The sequence below is a fragment of the Phenylobacterium sp. genome (genome assembly GCF_035569475.1).
Lineage (GTDB): Bacteria > Pseudomonadota > Alphaproteobacteria > Caulobacterales > Caulobacteraceae > Phenylobacterium.
In genome coordinates this window covers 1-18293 of the sequence record NZ_DATMNA010000041.1, presented here as the reverse complement: position 1 = coordinate 18293, position 18293 = coordinate 1, and the positions used below count along the sequence as shown (strand labels likewise).

Here is an 18293-nt window from a genome sequence, read left to right as displayed (position 1 = left end):
CGGGGCTAGAAGCCCTTCCCTTGCGCCGGGCCTGATGCTCTAGCATGCGGGAAAAGCTGGAGACCCAAGCGTGTTGCTTCAAGGCCTGAAGGTTGTCGAATTCGCCTCCTACATCGCTGCTCCCGGAGCGGCCTGCATCCTCGGCGACTGGGGCGCCGACGTGATCAAGGTCGAGCGGCCGGGCGGCGATTCCATGCGCCACGTTTTCGCCGACCTGAAGACCGAGCTCTCCGGCAACCCGACCTTCGACCTGGACAATCGCGGCAAGCGCGCCGTGGTGCTGGACGTGAGCAAGCCACAGGGACGCGAGGCCCTGGCCCGGCTCGCCGCCACCGCCGACGTCTTCATCACCAACGTGCGCCCCGCCGCCCTGAAGCGCGCCGGCCTGGACGAGGAGACGATCCGCGCCGCCAACCCGCGCCTGGTCTACTGCCAGGTCACCGGCTACGGGCTGGAGGGTCCGGACGCCCACAAGCCGGGCTTCGACGTCACCGCCTTCTGGGCCCGCGCCGGCGTCGCCAACATGACCGCGCCGAAGGGCATGGACCCGTTCATGCTGCGCTCCGGCTTCGGCGACCATATCACCACCCTCGCCACCGTCTCGGCGATCCTGGCCGGGCTCTACGAGCGCGAGCAGACCGGCAAGGGGCGCATGGTGCAGACTTCGCTGCTGGCCACCGGCGTCTACACAATGGGCTCGGACCTGGCCGTGCAGCTCAAGTTCGGCCGCCTGGCCTCGATCCGCACCCGCGAACGGCCGATGAACCCCATCGCCACCTTCTTCAAGAGCGCCGACGAGCGCTGGTTCGTGCACAATCCGCGCGGGGGCGCCAAGGACTGGCCGGTCTTCGCCGCAGCGGCCGGCCGGCCCGACCTGGTGGACGACGAACGCTTCGCCACCGGCAAGGCGCGTCGCGAGAACTCGGCGCTACTGGTCGCCGAGTTCGACAAGGCCTTCGCAGCCATGCCCTTCGAGGAGATCGCGCGGCGGATGGACGAGGCGGACCTCGTCTGGTCGCCGGTGCAGACGCCGGCCGAGGTCGCCGCCGACCCGCAGGTCATGGCCTCGGGCGCCATCATCCAGGTCGAGGATGGCCAGGGCGGGACCTTCCCCTCGCCCGCCGCCCCGGCGCAGTTCCCTGGCGCCGACCAGAAGGTCCGGCCCCGCTCGCCCACCCTGGGCGAACACACCCGCCAGGTGCTGGCCGAGATCGGCTATTCCGACGACGAGATCGAGGCGATCTTCGCGGCGGAAGCGGCGGCCTAACCCTTCCGGCTCTCCGACAGCACCTTGAGCATCTCGCTGGTGAACAGCGAGCCGGTCAGGCGTGCGCCGACGCCCATCTCGGCGGTCGACTGGCTGCCGCGCAGGATCAGCGAGATCAGTTGCTCCTGCTGGAGCTGGTGGTCGGCGGTGCGGGCCGAGGCGTACTGGATGAAGCCGCCGTCCGGCGAGGGCGCGGGCGCCGCGGGCTCGATCGGCTGGCCGGCGCCGGCGACCTTGGTCAGGTTGGCGTAGACCTGGCCCACCGTGGCGGCCTGGCCGCCCGGGTAGAAGATCGCCTTGTTGGCGTGGGCGGCGTCGGGAAACAGGTGCGCGGCGGTGGCGCCTGGCTGGCGCTCGGCGGCCTCGATCAGCTTGGCCGAGCCCTGCGGGCCCAGGAAGTGGGCGGCGTAGAGTTCGCCGGCGGTCGGGCTGCGGCCGGTCCGCCCCTTGAGATAGGCCGCCGAGTCGGAGGTCAGTTCGCCGGCCATCAGCGAGGCCGCGTGCGGGTCGAGCCGCAGGTCCATAACCGCGCGGTGCGCCTCCGTCCCCGTCACATGATAGCGGCCGTCGGAGCCCTTATCGATCAGGTCGGCGTAGCGGGCGTAGCCGTGCTTGGCCCCGTGCTGTTTGAGGGTGGAGAGCCACGTCTGCTCGACGAACTGGAAGAGGCCTGCGGCGGACGAGGCTCCGGACTTGGCCGCCGGGTTCATGCCGCTCTCGCGGCCTGCGGTCTTCATCAGGAAGGAGAAGTCGACGCCCGTCGCGCTAGCGGCGCGCTGGATCGCCGACTCGACGACGCTGCGGATTCCCTCGATCGCGGCCATGACCGGAGTCCTGAACCATCGTGGTTAATGCGCCGCTAACCATATCGATGATGGCAACCTGCCCTAGCCGCCGCGCAAGGCCTTCACCTCTTCGATCTGTTCCTGCAGCCGCCTTTCACCCCGGCGCTTCACGACCAAGAAGAGGACGGCCCAAACGACAAGCAGGCCAAATATCGGAGCGAATTTCTCCAATCCAGCCTTCGGAATGGCTCGATGCAGACCATAAAGGATCATCACCGTCCCCGCGATCAGAGGACCGCCGTTGATAAGGGCGTCTCTGTAGCTGAACCGGCGGCGCGTCAGCTGTGAGAGATGAAAATCGATCAGGGCGCCGACGGATGCTTCCGCGCCCGGCATTCGTTCCGGCCAGTAGTCGCGCACCCGCCAAAGCATCCACCCGACGCCCACAAGGTCGAGTAGCTCGCCGATGCGGATGGCGTTGTTCGGCGCGCGCCACGCCGCCCAGGTGATTGGGACCACCATTGCTGCGGCGAGGCCTGCAACCAGCGTCAGGATGTCCCGCTGGTGATTGCTGTGGTTCCGCGCAAGCGCGCGGACCGCCTGTAGGGTCATGATCGGGGTCTCCGTCTCCTGGCCCTGCCACAGGGCTTTGATGTGGTCGTCAGGCGGCTGGCTCATGCGCGGCCTCCCCGATCTTGGCGTTTGGGGGCGAACCGCCGGGCGAGCAGGGCCTTCAGGCGGTGGATCTTGGTCGCGACCGCGCCGGCCGACAGGCCGGTGATCTCGCCGATGGCGGCGGCGTCGAGGTCTTCCAGATAGAGCAGTGCCACCTGCCGGTCCGGCGACCCCAGCGCCTGGATGATCGCCATCAGTCGATCCAAGGCCTGGCGCTCGCCGGCGGCGGCCTCCGGGTCATCGGTGTCGGCCACCGCCTCGAGGGCCTCCAGGGTCGCGCCCTGCTCGCCCCGCCAGCGGCGTCGCCTCTGGACGTGGCTGGCGGCGGTGTTGTGGGCCACGCGATAGACCCAGGTGCGCAGCGAACAGCGCCCGTCGAAGCCCGCGAGGCTGCGCCAAACCGCCACGTGGATGTCCTGCACCAGGTCCCGCCGGGCCTCGACCTGCGCCTCGTAGGCGCGCGCCAAACGCTCGATCGCGCCGCCGAACTCGGCGGCGGCCGTCGCGTAGCGCTCATCCTGCCCGACCTGTCGGTCCACCCGCCGCCCCCGCCCGTTCTGGAGAGATAGTCCGACGGGCGGGGGGAAACTTACAGGCGTCCGTTACTTCTTCTGCTCGTCGGGCTTCTTGTCCGCCTTGGCCGAGGCCTGGGCGGCGTGCTGCGCGGCGGCCTGCGCCTGCTGCGCAGCGGCCTGGGCGTGCTGGGCGGCGGCGGCCTGGGCCTGTTGTGTGGCCGCGGCCTGGGCATGCTGAGCCGCGGCGGCTTGAGCCTGCTGCGCCGCCATCTGGTGCTGCTGGGCGGCGGCCTGGGCCTGTTGCGCGGCCTGCGCCTGGGCCTGGGCCTGGGCCTGCGCCTGGCGTTGCTGGGCCATGGCCTGAGCTTGTTGCTGGTGCTGGGCCTGGGCCTGCGCCTGCTGCTGGGCCTGGCGTTGCTGGGCCATCGCCTGGGCCTGCTGCTGGCGCTGCGCCTCGTCGCGGGCCCGGTTGGCCGCGTCGGCCTGGGCCTGCTGTTGGCGCTGGGCTTGGTCGCGCGCATGACTGGCGGCGTCGGCCTGAGCCCGCTGCTGCTGGTCGCGCGCCTGGGCCATCTGCTGCCGCTGGGCGTCGTCGCGGGCGCGGTTGGCCGCATCGGCCTGGGCGCGCTGCTGGTCGCGCATCTGGGCCTGGACCTGCGCCTGCTGCTGGCGCTGGGCCTGGTCGCGCGCGCGGTTGGCGGCGTCCATCTGGGCGCGCTGCTGCGCCTGGGCTTGGGCCTGAGCCTGCTGCTGGCGCTGGGCGTCATCGCGCGCGCGGTTGACGGCGTCGGCCTGGGCCCGTTGCTGGTCGCGGGCCTGCATCTGCTGCTGCGCCTGGGCCTGCTGCTGGCGTTGCGCCTCGTCGCGGGCGCGGTTGGCCGCATCGGCCTGGAAGCGCTGCTGGTCGCGGGCGCCGGCCTGGCCGGCGCGCAATTGGGCGTCGGCCTGGGCGCGGGCGGCCGCGTCGGCCTGCGCCTGCTGCTGTTGCTGGACCCCCGGCGGGAACGCGGCCGGCGGACCGCCGCGACCCTGGGCGTAGCCGGCGCCTTGGTCGAAGGGCGGCTCACGGCGCGGCGGCGGCGCGGGCGGGGCGGCGGCGATCACCGGGGCGGTGCGCTGGGCGTAGGCCTCGCGCTGGGCGCGCTCCTGCTGCCACGCCGCCTGCTGCGGCTGCGCGTTCTGGAAGCGGTCGTCGTGCCAACGGCGCCAGTCGGGGTTGCGCTGCTGTTCGTCGGCCCAGCGCTGCTGGCCGGCCAGCACGTCGTCGCGGCGCGCGCGCCAATCCGCGGCGTAGGCGGCCTGCCGCTGCTCGTGGATCGCGGCGTCGTGCAGGCGCTGCGCCCGGAAAAGATAGCGCGCGGCGATGTCCACCAGGCTCGGGCCGTAGTTCGGATAGGGCCGCCCATAGCTGTCGTAGACCTCGACCAGCGAGCCGTTGTCGTAGGCGTAGGAATAGTCGTGGTCGCGGACCAGGAAGGGATAGGCGCTGTCGCCGCGATAGAAGTACTCGCGCTCGCCATAGGGCGTCTGCTCGACCACCCGGTATTCGCCGGCGCTGGAACGCCACACCCAGGGCCGCGAGCCCTGGTAGTCCACCGTGTAGTCCGGCGGGCTGTCGGCGAAGGCGTCGCCCAGCACATAGGCGTCGTCGATGTAGCTGTAGGTCGGCCGGCGCGAGGCGACGGCCCGGGTGATCGGCGGCGCGGGCGGCAACTGGTCGGCCGGCGGCGCGACCGCCTCGGGCGGCGGCGCGGCCTGGGCCAGAGGCAGGCTGGCGATCGGCGCGCCGGTGGCGGGCGCGCCGGGCTGCTGGTTGCACGCCGCGAGCATCAGGCTCGTGGCGGCGGCGGTCAGGAGAAGGCGGCGATAGGACATAGTCGAAGAAACCCCAAAGAAGCTTCGCCGTTCCGATTCCGGCGTCGGCAACATGACTCTGCGAACATGAACGGCGCAGGAATGCGACCTTCACGCAGCGGCCGGGGAGCGCACGGACCCTCTTGACGGTTCGTATTACCGGCGTAATTTATTACGCATGTGATACGCAAGGGACTCCGCCATGGTGATCCGTCAGGCCTTGCCTCTGGGCTTCGAGACGAAGGCGAGCGCGCGGCGCTGGCCGGCGCATATCCGCGGCGCCGTCGCCGCCTCGATCGGCCTGCATCTGATGGCCGTGCTCTACCTGGCCTACGCCAAGTTCAATCCGCCGGCCCCGGCGGCGGCAGTCCCCGACGACATCATCGTTGGCCCGATCATCAAGCTGAAACCCGATCACCCGAAGGCGCCGCCGCCCCCCTTGAAGGTCCATGAGACCCCGGCGGCCGATCCCCCGCCGCTCCCGCCTCTGGAGATCAAGCAGATCCACGTCGAAACGCCGCCGCCGTTCAAGCTCATCGAGACCATCCCGCAGACCGCAGGCGTGGCCGGCGATCCACCCCAACCGCCGGCCGTCTCGCACATCCTCGGCAACCCGAGCTGGCTGCGCAAACCGACCGGCGAGGAGATGGCCAACGCCTATCCGGACGGCGCGCTGCGGCGCGAGCTCGCCGGCTCGGCGACCCTGGTCTGCGCCGTCGCCGCGGCGGGCACGGTCCACGACTGCCGCGTGGGCGCCGAGACCCCGCCCGGCGCGGGCTTCGGCCCGGCCGCCCAGAAGCTCGCCCGCTATTTCCGGATGAGCCCGCAGACCCTCGACGGCCAGCCGGTGGATGGCGCCACCGTCAATATTCCGATCCGCTTCAGCCTGCGTTGATCGGGACGCGGCTGGGCGCTTCCCTACTTCCCAGGGGGAGCGCCCAGCTTGCGCGCCAGATACTCTGCGGTCGCCGTGTCAGCCTTCAGCCAGGACGTGTAGCGCAGGAAGCCATGGATCTCGTCGGGGATCACCATCTGCTCGAAGTCCACGCCCTTGGCCTCCAGCCGCCGCGCCAGGTCGATCATCTCGGCGAAATGGACGTTCCGATCGTCATCGCCCTGGATCAGCAGCACCGGTGACGTCCAGGTGGCGATGTCGGCGATGGGCGAGGCCTTGAAGGCGACCGCCATCGCTTCTGCCAAATCGCCCTTTTCATAGCGGTCCGTCCGCGCGCCATATTGGCGGGCGACGGTGCGCGACCAGTCGTGCACGCCGTGGAAGTCGACACCGGCCTTGAAGATGTCGGAGTTGCGCGCCAGCGCCAGGGCCGTCAGCAGGCCGCCGTAGGAACCGCCCCAGATGCCGATCCGCTGGGGGTCGACCCCGGGCGTCTTCTGCAGGAAGCCGCCGGCGGCGGCCACGTCCTGGTATTCCGACGAGCCGAGCGCGCCGCCCTTCGGCCAGTGCTGGAAGTCCCAGCCATAGCCGATCCCCAGACGGTAATTCACCGAGAGCACGGTGAAGCCGTGGGCCGCCATGTACTGGTTCATGGCGTAGGCGTTCGAATAGTAGTCCATGTAGGACCAGCCCAGCATCATCTGCCGGAACGACCCGCCGTGGACGAAGATCACCGCCGGCGTGTTCTTGGCGCCGGGGGCCTGGAAGAGCTGGCCCTCGATGGTCAGGCCGTCCGGCGCCTTCCAGCTCACCTTTTTGGGCGTCACGAATCTCGCACCCGCGAACTCGGCGGGCGGCGCTTGACCGGCGAGTTCATGGCGCCCCGAGCCGTTGGCCGCCATCACGTCCACCACCGGCGGGTTCTTCGCATCGGCCCCGATGAAGGCGACGCCGCTCGACAGGGCCGCAGGGCTCCATTCCAGGGCCGCGCCGCTGCTCAGGGCGACGGGCGCGCCGCCCTCGATCGCGACGCGGTAGAGGTGACGGCGCTGGTTGTCGTCGGGATCCTTGCCGGTATTGGCGGAATAGATCACCGACTTGCCGTCACGGCCCATGGCGATGTGTTCGACCATGAAGGCGCCCGGAGTCAGCAGCTTCGCCTCGCCCCCCGCCGCTGGGATCGAATAGAGGTGCGGCCAGTTGTCGGCCTCCGACAGGAAGATCAGCTTGCCGGTCGGCGACCAGGCCAGGTTCGCCTGGCCGGCGACGTCCGGATAGGAGCCGTGCAGGTCCTCGCCGCTCTTCCAGACACGTTTGCCCAAGCCCGTCGCGACGTCGGCCGTCCAGATCGCCCAGGGGCGCGGCTGGCGAACCAGCAGCGATTGCGGCGCCCCGCCACGGCCCGGCTGGCGGGTGAAGGCCACGGACCTGCCGTCCGGCGACCAGACGGGCTCGCGGTCGATGCCCGTCGACGGCGCAAGCCACGCGATGGGCTGGTCCGCGCCGGAATAGAGGCCGACGAAGGCGTGGTCGCCGTCGCGCATGGACGAAAAGGCCAGCTTCGTCCCGTCCGGCGACCAGGTGAGCTCGCTGTCCTTGCCGCGGTCGAAGAACAGCTTCTTGGCGCCCGTCCCGTCCAGCTTGGCGGTCCAGACCACGCCGTCCTTCAGATAGGCGAGCTCACCCTTGGACGAGATCGCCGGCGCGTCGCCCTCGACGATCTTCGCCGCCGGCTTGGCGCCCGTGGGATCGGCCAGCCACAGGGTCACCTTCGGCTCGTCGGCAGAGAGCGCCGGATCCGGCGACAGGTTGCCCGCCGCCGGCCAGTTGCCGTCGTGGTCGCCGCCGCGCACGAAGACCAGGGTCTTGCCGTCCGGCGAGAAGGTGAGCTGGGTCAGCTCCTGCCCGTCGTCGGCGGTGAACTGAGTCACCTGCCTGGGCGTGAAGTCCGGCCCTTCGGCCGCCCAGACGTTGCGCACGCCCCTGACGTCGCGCACCCAGGCGATGCGGTCGGCGTGCTCGGCGCTCACCAGGCCGAGGGTGAATGGATAGGCCAGCGCATCGGCCACGCTGAAACTGTCGGCAGCATGCGCCATGCCGCCCGTCCAGAGCGCCGCCGCAAATGCCGCGCCCGCCAGAAGCCCTTTGAAATGCATCACGCCCCCTCTTGAACAAAAACTCAGTAGCTCTTGGCCTGCCCCAGCACGCGCTCGGCGATGTAGTTGAAGACCATCTCGCGGCTGATCGGCGCCAGCCGCGCGATCATGGATTCGCGGAAATAGCGCTCGACGTCGAATTCCTTGGCGTAACCCATGCCGCCCAGGGTGAAGACGGCTGTTTCGCAGGCGTGAAAACCCGCCTCGCCGCCCAGATATTTGGCGGCGTTGGCCTCCGCCCCGCAATCGCGGCCCTCGTCGAACAGGGCGGCGGCCTTGAAGGCCATCAGATTCGCCGCCTCCAGCTCCATCCAGGCCCGCGCCAGGGGATGGGCCACGCCCTGGTTCTGGCCGATCGGCCGGTCGAAGACGATCCGCTCCTTGGCGTAGGCCGAGGCCTTGCGCAGCGCCGCGCGGCCCAGTCCCACGGCCTCGGCCCCGAACAGCACCCGCTCCGGGTTCAGGCCCTCCAGCAGGTAGTAGAAACCGCGCCCCTCCTCGCCGACCAAGTCCTCGGCGGGCACCGGCAGGTTGTCGATGAACACCGAATTCGACTCCACCGCCTTGCGACCCATCTTCGGGATCGGCGTGGCCGTGATCCGCGACCGGTCGAAGTCGGTGTAGAACAGGCTGAGGCCCTCGGTAGCCTTCTTCACCTCGGCGCGCGGGGTGGTGCGCGCGATGATCAGGATCTTGTTCGCCCGCTGGGCCGACGTCGTCCACACCTTGCGGCCCGACAGCAGATAGCCGTCGTTGGTGCGGCTGGCCTTGGTGGTCAGGCTGGTGGTGTTGAGCCCCGCGTCCGGCTCGGTGATGCCGATGCAGAGCTTGTCCTCGCCGCTGATCAACCGCGGGATGGCGCGGGTCTTCATCGCCTCGGAGCCGAACTTGGCCACCGGCATGGGGCCGAAGATGTTCAGGTGCAGGGCGCTGGCGCCGGAGAAGCCCGCGCCGCTCTCCGTCACCGCCTGCATGGCGATCGCCGCCTCGGTGAGGCCGAGCCCCGAGCCGCCCAGCGCCGTCGGCATCGCCGCGCCCAGCCAGCCCGCGGCGGCCATCTCCGCCACGAAGTCCTCCGGGAACCGGCCGGTCTCGTCGGTGCGCCGCCAGTAGTCGCCGTCGAAGCGGGCGCAGAGCCGCAGGACCCCCTCGCGGATCGCCTGTTGCTCGTCGGTGAAGCCGTAGGCCGTCATGCCGCCTTACCCCTGGGCCGGCGGCCCGCGAATCTCCCCGGGTCCAGCCGCGCCGCATAGGGACCAGCATCACGCCCGGTCACGCAAGCCGTCACGATCTGCGCCACCAGCGGCGCCAGCAGCCAGCCGTTGCGGCGCGCGCCCACGGCCAGGACCACGCCAGGCGCCGCAGCAGGCCCGACCATGGGCAGGCCGTCCGGCGTGGCGGCGCGGACGCCGGCGGAGACGCCGAAGGTCGCGCCCGACAACTCGGGGAACAGCCGCTCCGCCGCCGCGATCAGCGGCGCCAGCGCCGCAAGGTCGGGCTCGGCGTCGGTCCGCCCCGGCTCCATCGTGGCGCCGATCGCCAGGCCCTCTCCGCCCGGAACGGCATAGGCGCCCTCGCCGCGCAGGCTGACGCGGCCGCCGCGGCGATCGGCATAGCGCAGGATCTGGCCCTTGATCGGGGCGAGCGCACGGAGCTCCGGCGCCACCCCGGCGAGGCCCTGCCCTGCCCCCGTGGCGATCACCAGCCAATCGGCGTCGCCGCGCCCGTCCACGGCCTCCGCTCGGACCGCCACCCCTGCCGCCTCGGCCGCCTGCCGCAGCGCGTCGAGCGCCGCCCGCGGGTCGAGCCGCCAGTCCTCGCGCGACAGCACGCCTTCGACGTCGGCCGCGAGCCCCGGCGCGAGGCCTTCCAGCAACGGCCGCGGCAGCTCTGCGCCGCGCAGCCCCAGCCGCGCCAGCCCGGCGCGCGCCTGCGCCAGCCAGGCCTCGGAGCCCACGGCGACGGCGCCTGAACGATCGATCTCGATCCCGGCCCGCCCTGCGAGCGCCGGCCACAGGTTCCGCGCCGCGAGCAGCAGGTCGAGATCGGCCGCCTCGCCGCCGTCCAGGACGGTCTCGAACACCGGGGCCAGCATGCCCGCGGCGACCGCCGAGGCGTTGGGCTCATCCGCCGGGTCGCAGATCGTGACCGCACAGCCCGCGTCGGCCAACGCCAGGGCCGTGGTCAGCCCCAGCGCGCCGGCTCCCGCCACGATCACCCTTGGCCCGCGCGTCATGGACCTAACGAGCCATCCGGCCGGCGAAAATCAAGCGGAACCCGCTCTGGCCGCGGAGCCGGCCGATCCGTAAAGCATGGGGCCATGACCTCTTACATCACTGTCCGGCGCGAAACCCACGCCCGTGGCCCCGTCGCGATCGTCAGTATCGACAACCCGACGAAGCTGAACAGCCTGTCGTCGGAAGTGATGGGCCATTTCGTCGAGGCCTTCCGCGGGCTGGCGGCGGACCCCGACCTGCGCGCGGTCGTGCTGACCGGCGCAGGCGACAGGGCCTTCATCGGCGGGGCCAATATCGACGAGATGGCCGAGCTCGCCTCGCCGGAGGCCGCGCGGGTCTTCATCCTGAAGGTCCACGGCTGCTGCCGGGCGATCCGCGACCTGGCCGTCCCGGTGATCGCCGCGGTCAACGGCTGGTGCCTGGGCGCGGGCCTGGAGATCGCCGCGGCCTGCGACATGCGCCTCGCGGCCGAGACCGCGGTCTTCGGCATGCCGGAGGTGAGGCTGGGCCTGCCCTCGGTGGTGGAGGCCGCCCTGCTGCCCTCGCTGATCGGCTGGGGGCGGACCCGGCGCATCCTGCTGACCGGCGAAACCTTCAGCGCCGCCGACGCCCGGGCCTGGGGCCTGGTTGAGGAGATCCATCCGCCAGCCCTGCTGTTCGCCGCCGTCGAGGATCTGCTGGACAAGCTGCTGGAGGCCGAGCCGCAGGCCGTGCGGATCCAGAAGGCGCTGATCCGCGCCTGGGAAGACCTGCCGGTGACCGGGGCCGTCGCGGCCGGCGTCGACGCCTTCGAGCAGGCCTGGAGAACCGACGAACCCGCGACCTCCATGGCCCGCTTCCTGGCCCAGCGGGCGGCCGCCAAGAGGGGTTGAAGATCTAGCCGGCGGCGCGCTGCGCCTCGCCCCAGCCCTGGTGCCATTCCGGCTCGCCCGCGTAGCGCTCGGCCAGGAAGTCTACGAAGGCCCGCACCTTGGCCGCCAGGTGACGGGCATGCGGATAGACCGCGTGCACATGGATCAGTTGCGGCTCGTAGGCGCAGAGCAGCGGCGTGAGGCGACCGGCCCGCAGGTCGTCGGCCGCGGCGAAGGCGGGCGTCCGCGTGATGCCGAGCCCCCGCCGCGCCGCCGCCACGCAGGCGTCGGCGCCGCCGAAGCGCAGCCGGCCGTGCACCCGCACCTCCATCCGGTCGCTGTGCCCGCCGTATTGCCAGAGCGTCGGATCGCGGGCGTTGGTGTCGATGATCGCCTCGTGGCGCGACAGGTCCTGCGGCGTGGCCGGCGCGCCGGCCGCCTGCAGGTACCCAGGCGAGGCGCAGGTCACCAGCCGCACCGCCGCCAGCTTGCGCGCGATCAGCGAGGAGTCGTGAAGCTGGCCGATGCGCACGCCGACATCGAAGCCCTCTTCCACCAGATTGACCATCCGGTCGGTGGCCGAGACGTCCAGCGAGACCTCGGGATAGGCCGCCGCGAAATCCAGCAAGGCGGGCATCAACTGGGCCGCACCGAACGACACCGGGGCGGAGATCTTCAGCAGGCCCCGCGGCCCGCTCTGGTCGCGCACCGAACCCTCCAGCGCCTCGAAGTCCTCGAGCAAGCCCCGCGCGCGCTCCAGATAGGCCCGACCGGTGTCAGTCAGCGAAACATCCCGCGTCGTGCGGTTCAGCAGGCGCGCGCCGAGCCGGTTCTCCAGCCGGGCCACCAGCTTCGAGACCTGGGCGCTGGAGACGCCCAGGCGCCGCGCGCCCTGCGTGAAGCTGCGGGCGTCCGCGACGGCGGCGAAGGCGTTGATCTCGTCGAAGCGGTCCATGAACGGCGTCGCCCCATTGCTTCCCAACCGGAAACATAATTGTGCAGTCAGGCCGGATTATCAACCAGGCGGCGCGGGTGCATCTACCGCTCACACCAAATCAAAGGGACGAAACCCATGGCCCAACCCCGCAACGTCGCCGTGATTGTCGGCAGCCTCCGCAAGGAATCCTTCACCCGCAAGCTCGCCAAGGCGATCGCCGCCGTGGCGCCGGCCCACCTGACGTTCGACTTCGTGGACATCGGCCAGCTCCAGTTCTTCAACCAGGACCTCGAGACCACGCCGCCGCAGAACTGGACCGACTTCCGCAACCGCGTGAAGGCGGCCGACGCCGTCCTCTTCGTCACGCCGGAGTACAACCGCGGGGTCCCCGGCGTGCTCAAGAACGCCATCGACGTGGGCTCGCGCCCCTACGGCGCCAGCGTCTGGAACGGCAAGCCTGCCGCGGTGGTCAGCAATTCCCCCGGCGCCATCGGCGGCTTCGGGGCCTATCACCACCTGCGCCAGTCGCTGGTGTTCCTGAACATGCCGACGGTGAACCAGCCCGAGACCTATGTCGGCGGGGTGGCCGCCATGTTCGACGAGAACGGCGAACTCACCGACGAAGCCACGCGCGAGTTCCTGACCGGCTTCGCCCTGACCTTCGCCGACGGCATCGAGCGGCATCTGAGCTGACCGTCATGACGCTCCCCACCCTGTTCATCCCGCACGGCGCGGGCCCCTGCTTCTTCATGGACTGGACCCGCGGCCCCGCCGACACCTGGGACAGGACCGCGGCCTGGCTGAAGGGCCTGATCGCGGACCTGCCCGAGCGCCCGAAGGCGATCCTGATCGTCAGCGGCCACTGGGAGGAGCCGGTGTTCACCGTGGGCTCGTCGCCCAGGCCGCCGATGATCTTCGACTACTACGGCTTCCCGGCCGAGACCTATCGGCTGCGCTTCGACGCGCCGGGGTCGCCGGCGCTCGCGGCGCGGGTGCGCCAATTGCTGGGCGCGGCGGGCTTCGCGACCGCGGAGGACGCCGAGCGCGGCTACGACCACGGGGTCTTCGTGCCTCTCCTGCTGGCCACGCCGCAGGCGGACATTCCGGTGGTCCAGCTCTCGCTGCGCGCCGATCTCGACCCGCAGGCGCACCTGGCGGCCGGCCGCGCCCTCGCCCCTCTCCGCGACGAGGGCGTGCTGATCGTGGGGTCCGGCATGAGCTGGCACAACATGCGCGGCTTCAGCCCGGCCTTCACCGACAAGTCCAAGGCCTTCGACGCCTGGCTGGAGACCGCCCTCGCCGATCCGGCCCGCCGCGACGAGGCGATCCGCGGCTGGGCGCAGGCGCCCTACGCCCGCGAGGCCCATCCGCGCGAGGAGCATCTCGCGCCCCTGTTCGTCGCGGCCGGCGCGGCCGAGGGCGAGCCTGGGCGCCTGGCGTTCCGCGACGTGGCGATGGACGTGGCGATCAGCGGCTACGAATTCGGCAGGGCGGCCTAAGCCGCGGCCGTCGCCTGGCCGCCCTGGGCCTTGTCCAGGGTCCGCTGGATGACGTCATAGAGCCGCGCGGCCTCGATCGGCTTGGCCACGAAGTCGTCCATGCCGGTGCGCAGATATTCCGCCACCTGGTGCGACATGGCGTTGGCGGTCAGCGCCACGATCGGCGTGCGCGGCCGGCCCTCGGCCCGTTCGCGGGCGCGGATCACGCCGGTGGCGGTCGGCCCGTCCATCTCCGGCATCTGAACGTCCATCAGGATCAGGTCCCAGGGCTCGCGCGCCCAGGCCTCGACCGCCGCGCGGCCGTTGTCGACGATCACCGGATCGAGGCCCACCTGCTCCAGCAGGGTGCGCAGGACCAACTGGTTCATGCCGTTGTCCTCGGCCGCCAGCACCCGGATGGCGACGCCATCGGCGCGCGGACGCGCATCGGCCGGCGGCGGGACGGGCTTCGACGGCGCCGCGGCGAGCCGAGTCAGCGGCAGCTCGACGATGAAGGTCGCGCCCTCGCCCAGGGTGCTCTCCGCGCGGATCGCGCCGCCCATCAGTTCGGCCAGGTCGCGGCAGATGGCGAGGCCCAGGCCCGTGCCGCCGTAGCGCCGGGTGGTCGAGGCGTCAGCCTGCTCGAACTTCTGGAACAGGCTCGTCAGGTTCTCGGGCGCAATGCCGATGCCGGTGTCGCGCACGGCGATGGACAGCCGCGCGCCCTTGCGGCTCACCGCCACCTTCACCCCGCCCTTGTCGGTGAACTTCAGCGCGTTGGAGACCAGGTTGTAGAGGATCTGGCGCACCCGGACGCTGTCGCCGCGATAGACGCCTCGCGCCCCCCGCTGGACCTTCAGTTCGAACGAGAGGCCCTTGGCCTGGGCGGTGGCGGCGAAGGCGCCGATGGCGCCGCGCGACAGTTCGTCGATGTCGAACTCAGCCTGTTCGAGCTCCAGCTTGCCGGCCTCGATCTTGGACAGGTCGAGCACGTCGTTGAGGATCGCCAGCAGGCTCTCCCCGGACTGGCGGATCACGTCGAGCCGTTCGCGCTGCTGCTGGGTCACCTCGCCCATGGCCATGGCCTGGGCCATGCCGAGCACCCCGTTGAGCGGCGTGCGGATCTCGTGGCTCATGGTGGCCAGGAAGGCGCTCTTGGCGCGGGTGGCGGATTCCGCCTCTTCCTTGGCGTTGAGCAGGGCGAACTCGGCGGCCTTGCGGTCGGTGATGTTCTGCAGCGCCCCGATCATGCGCAGCGGCTTGCCGTCCTCGTCTCTCAGGAAGCGCACCGCGCCCTGCACCCAGACGTCTTCGTCACCGGGCCGGCGCAGCCGGTACTCCGGCCGATAGGGCGCGCCCTCTTCCTCGTGGCGACGCCATTCCTCCTGCACCCGGGGCAGGTCGCGCTCGTCGACGGTCGACCAGATATCCTGGCTGAGCTGCTTGTAGTTCCAGCCCCTGTCGTAGAAGCTGGCCTCGCCGCCGATGCTGACAAGCTCGCGGGCGCGGAAATCCAGCTCCCAAACGTGCATGTCGGCGATCTCCATCGCCAGTCGCAGGCGCTCCTCGGAGCGCTCTATCCGATCGAGCGCCTCGACCATCCTGGTCACGTCATGCGAACTGATGATCAGCCCGCCGATCTCGCCGGCCCCGTCGCGCCAGGGCGTGAGCTCGACCTGCAGCCAGATGACGGAGCCGTCGGGCCGCTGGAATTCGACGCGATCGGCCTGCACCGACTCGCCGGCCAGGCAGCGGTCGTAGACCGGACGCCATTTCTCGTGGGTGCTGGGAAACAGCGTGTAGAGCGAACGGCCGAGCACCTCGCGGCCGCCGAGCTGGCGGCTTTCGATCCAGCGGGGGCTCGCGGCGAGGACCCGCATCTCCCGGTCGGTCATCACCAGCGACAGGGGCGCGGTGTCGATGATCTGGTCGACCATGCGATGGGCGACATCGCTTTCGCGGCGGGCGGTCTCTCGGGCGATCCGGGCCTGGACGCGGCTCCACTCGTCGGCCACGACGTCGGCGAGGTCCTGCAGCCGCGCGGCCAGGCCTTTGTCGAAGGGCTTGGCCTTAAGGCCGGCGACCGCGAAGACGCCGGGGATCGAGCCGTCCTCCAGCCGGATCGGCGCGGCGGCATAGAAGCGCACATGCGGCGGACCGGTGACGTTGGGGCGGTGGCGGAACCGCTCGTCCTGGCTGGCGTCGGCGACCCAGAGCAGCTCGCCTCCGTCCACCACCAGGCGCGCGACCGGCGCGTCCTTCGGCGCCTTTCCGCTCGGGTCATGGCTGCGCCAGGCGTCGCCGCCGCCCAGCAGCACCACAGAGGCGTCGACGTCCTGGAAGAGGGTCCGGGCGAGCCGCCGCGCCCGGTCGAAGACCGGTCCCGATTGCTCCAGGCCTTCCGGCGCATGCGGGCGAGTTTCGCCGGCCATTCGCTTCCCCAAAAGGCGACTGCGCGCCGTTCGCATAACTCTGAACCGCGGCCGGTTAAGAAAGGGCTTTAATCGGCGGAGCCCGCATCACGGCTTGCAACGATATGGTGCAGGACGATACCGCTGGTGGTTGCAACATTCAGGGAATCGAAACCGCCGGCCATGGCGATCCGCACGCCCCGCGCCCGCGCCATGGCCGACGCCGGCAGTCCCGGCCCTTCAGCGCCGAACAGTACGGCCGTGCGCGGGCCCGGCCGGACGTCGGCCAGCTCCGTCCCGCCCTGGGGCGACAGCGCCAGCACCTCGAAGCCCTCCGCCGCCAGCCGCGCCGCGAGGCCGGCCGCGGCCCCGCCGCGGGCGAAAGGCGTCGTCAGCGCCGCGCCCACCGAGACCCGGATGGCCTTTCGGTACAGCGGGTCGCAGCAGTCGTCGTCCAGCAGCACCGCGTCGGCCCCGAAGGCGGCGGCGTTGCGGAACAGGCCGCCCATGTTGTCGTGGTTGGCGATGCCGGCGAGGCCGACCACCAGGGCGCGAGGCGGCAGGCCGGCCAGCAGGCCGTCCAGGTCGGGCTCCGCGCGGACCCCTGCCGCCAGCACCCCGCGATGGATGTGGAACCCCACCACCGCGTCCATGACCGCCTGCCCCGCCGCATAGACGGCCACGTTCGCAGGCAGGCCCGCCAACAGCGGCGCCAGCGCCTGGACCCGCTTTTCCGCCACCAGCACCGAGCGCAGCGGGTGGCGTCCGGCGCGGACCAGCTTCTCGAGCACCACGACGCCCTCGGCGATGAAGCCGCCCTCCCGCCCCACCAGGTCGCGCTCGCGCACCTGCCGATAGTCGGCCAGCCGGGGATCGTCGGGATCGTCGATGGGGATCAGGGGCGGCACAGCGGCGGTTCTGTCATGGTCCGCCGGACGCCTCCAGACCCGGGTAAAGTTGACGCTGGCGTCATTTTACGATCTATACGATGCTTAAATCCCCTGGGAGGACGAACCATGGCCGACGGCAATCTGGCGAACCTGGCGCAGGCGCGCGAAGCCGCCTACGCTACGCCGCTCGCGGACCTGAACCCTGCGCAGCCGGCGCTGTTCCAGGCCGACGCCATGTGGCCGATGTTCGAGCGCCTGCGCGCCGAGGCGCCGGTGCACTATACCCGCGAGCACGAGTTCGGCCCCTACTGGTCGATCACCAAGTACAACGACATCATGGCGATCGACACCAATCACCAGGTGTTCTCGTCCGAGGGCGGCATCACCATCGCCGAGCCTCCTGGCGGCGACGGTCCGCTGCCGATGTTCATCGCCATGGACCCGCCGCGCCACGACGTTCAGCGCAAGACCGTCAGCCCGGCCGTGTCGCCCACCAGCCTGCAGGTCATGGAGCCGCTGATCCGCGAGCGCGCGGCCATGATCCTCGACAACCTGCCGATCGGCGAGGAGTTCGACTGGGTCGACAAGGTCTCCAAGGAACTGACCGGCATGACGCTGGCCACCCTGTTCGGCATGCCGCAGGAAGACCGCCGCCAGCTCATCTACTGGTCCGACGTGGTCACCGCCGCGCCCGGCCAGGGCCTGATCGACAGTTTCGAGCAGAAAATGGCGATCTTCGTGGAGTACCACGCCTACTTCACCGAGCTCTGGAACCAGCGGGTCAACGCCGATCCCACCGGCGACCTGGTCTCCATGCTGGCCCACGGCGAAGCCACCCGGAACATGGCGCCGCGCGAGTACTTCGGGAACATCGTGCTGCTCACCGTCGGCGGCAACGACACCACCCGCAACACCATCTCCGGCTCGGTCCTGGCGCTGAACCAGAACCCGGACCAGTACAAGAAGCTGCGCGAGAACCCCGGCCTGATCCCGTCCATGGTCTCCGAGACCATCCGCTGGCAGACCCCACTCGCCCACATGCGCCGCCGCGCCCTGGCCGACTTCGAGTTCGGCGGCCAGACCATCAGGAAGGGCGACAAGGTCATCATGTGGTACGTCTCGGGCAACCGCGACGAGACGGTGATCGCCCAGCCGAACGCCTACATCATCGACCGCGAGCGCCCCCGCCAGCACGTGTCATTCGGGTTCGGCATCCACCGCTGCGTCGGCAACCGCCTGGCCGAGCTGCAGTTGAAGGTGATCTGGGAAGAGATCCTCAAACGCTTCCCGACCATCGAGGTCGTGGGCGAGCCCAAGCGGGTCTATTCCACCTTCGTGAAGG

Annotated in this window: 16 protein-coding genes; 6 read left to right on the top strand and 10 right to left on the bottom strand. The window is 70.7% G+C overall.

The features are described from left to right. The first annotated feature begins 70 nt into the window (after positions 1-70). Entirely contained in the window at positions 71-1267 is a 1197-nt protein-coding gene (locus VNW53_RS06520; RefSeq protein WP_325554386.1) for a CoA transferase, read from the top strand. Here the strand turns inward: VNW53_RS06520 and VNW53_RS06515 are convergent. The 4 genes from VNW53_RS06515 to VNW53_RS06500 all read right to left on the bottom strand — a co-directional run bounded on the left by VNW53_RS06515 (position 1264) and on the right by VNW53_RS06500 (position 5117). Further along, positions 1264-2091, bottom strand: coding sequence for a transglycosylase SLT domain-containing protein (locus tag VNW53_RS06515; protein WP_325554385.1), 828 nt, complete (start codon positions 2089-2091; stop codon positions 1264-1266). The two genes, VNW53_RS06520 and VNW53_RS06515, sit on opposite strands and share 4 nt — an antisense overlap. A gap of 63 nt (positions 2092-2154) precedes the next feature. Next, positions 2155-2730: a hypothetical protein gene (locus VNW53_RS06510; protein ID WP_325554384.1), complete on the bottom strand. Its 576-nt coding sequence runs from the start codon at positions 2728-2730 to the stop codon at positions 2155-2157. Further along, positions 2727-3266 carry a sigma-70 family RNA polymerase sigma factor gene (locus VNW53_RS06505; protein ID WP_325554382.1) on the bottom strand — a complete coding sequence of 180 codons (540 nt, stop codon included), beginning with the start codon at positions 3264-3266 and terminating at the stop codon, positions 2727-2729. Before VNW53_RS06505 ends, VNW53_RS06510 begins: the two co-directional genes overlap by 4 nt. A gap of 63 nt (positions 3267-3329) precedes the next feature. Beyond that, on the bottom strand, positions 3330-5117 hold the full coding sequence (locus tag VNW53_RS06500; RefSeq protein ID WP_325554380.1) for a hypothetical protein: 1788 nt from the start codon (positions 5115-5117) through the stop codon (positions 3330-3332). A 181-nt stretch (positions 5118-5298) separates the two neighbouring features. On the opposite strand from VNW53_RS06500, the gene VNW53_RS06495 reads away from it, so the two are divergent. Next, entirely contained in the window at positions 5299-5991 is a 693-nt protein-coding gene (locus tag VNW53_RS06495; RefSeq protein WP_325554378.1) for a TonB family protein, read from the top strand. 23 nt (positions 5992-6014) lie between these two features. On the opposite strand, the gene VNW53_RS06490 is transcribed toward VNW53_RS06495, so the two are convergent. From VNW53_RS06490 to VNW53_RS06480, 3 genes are read right to left on the bottom strand one after another with little or no spacing between them, the layout of a single operon-like run. After that, a complete protein-coding gene (locus VNW53_RS06490) occupies positions 6015-8147 on the bottom strand; it encodes a S9 family peptidase (protein WP_325554376.1) in 2133 nt (710 codons plus the stop codon). A 23-nt stretch (positions 8148-8170) separates the two neighbouring features. Beyond that, complete coding sequence (locus VNW53_RS06485) at positions 8171-9340, bottom strand: acyl-CoA dehydrogenase family protein (RefSeq protein WP_325554374.1); 1170 nt, start codon at positions 9338-9340, stop codon at positions 8171-8173. Beyond that, positions 9337-10383 (bottom strand): FAD-dependent oxidoreductase, encoded by a 1047-nt coding sequence (locus VNW53_RS06480; protein ID WP_325554372.1) that lies wholly within the window; start codon positions 10381-10383, stop codon positions 9337-9339. Before VNW53_RS06480 ends, VNW53_RS06485 begins: the two co-directional genes overlap by 4 nt. Positions 10384-10467: 84 nt before the next feature. Between VNW53_RS06480 and VNW53_RS06475 the strand changes: the two genes are divergently transcribed. Continuing rightward, positions 10468-11256: an enoyl-CoA hydratase gene (locus VNW53_RS06475; RefSeq protein WP_325554371.1), complete on the top strand. Its 789-nt coding sequence runs from the start codon at positions 10468-10470 to the stop codon at positions 11254-11256. Between the two features lie 4 nt (positions 11257-11260). Here VNW53_RS06475 and VNW53_RS06470 read toward each other — a convergent pair whose 3' ends face one another. Then, positions 11261-12190, bottom strand: a complete 930-nt coding sequence (locus tag VNW53_RS06470) for a LysR family transcriptional regulator (protein WP_325554369.1) — start codon at positions 12188-12190, stop codon at positions 11261-11263. Between the two features lie 117 nt (positions 12191-12307). Between VNW53_RS06470 and VNW53_RS06465 the strand changes: the two genes are divergently transcribed. After that, positions 12308-12865, top strand: a complete 558-nt coding sequence (locus tag VNW53_RS06465; protein ID WP_325554367.1) for an NAD(P)H-dependent oxidoreductase — start codon at positions 12308-12310, stop codon at positions 12863-12865. A 5-nt stretch (positions 12866-12870) separates the two neighbouring features. Then, positions 12871-13671 carry a class III extradiol ring-cleavage dioxygenase gene (locus tag VNW53_RS06460; protein ID WP_325554365.1) on the top strand — a complete coding sequence of 267 codons (801 nt, stop codon included), beginning with the start codon at positions 12871-12873 and terminating at the stop codon, positions 13669-13671. Here the strand turns inward: VNW53_RS06460 and VNW53_RS06455 are convergent. Both VNW53_RS06455 and VNW53_RS06450 read right to left on the bottom strand, forming a co-directional pair. Next, the gene (locus VNW53_RS06455; protein WP_325554364.1) at positions 13668-16082 is read right to left on the bottom strand and encodes an ATP-binding protein; all 2415 of its coding nucleotides are present in this window, start codon (positions 16080-16082) and stop codon (positions 13668-13670) included. The two genes, VNW53_RS06460 and VNW53_RS06455, sit on opposite strands and share 4 nt — an antisense overlap. Positions 16083-16150: 68 nt before the next feature. Beyond that, positions 16151-16969 (bottom strand): RNA methyltransferase, encoded by an 819-nt coding sequence (locus VNW53_RS06450; protein ID WP_325554363.1) that lies wholly within the window; start codon positions 16967-16969, stop codon positions 16151-16153. A 108-nt stretch (positions 16970-17077) separates the two neighbouring features. Between VNW53_RS06450 and VNW53_RS06445 the strand changes: the two genes are divergently transcribed. Further along, a partial coding sequence (locus VNW53_RS06445) for a cytochrome P450 (protein ID WP_325554362.1) occupies positions 17078-18293 on the top strand: 1216 nt, incomplete at its 3' end.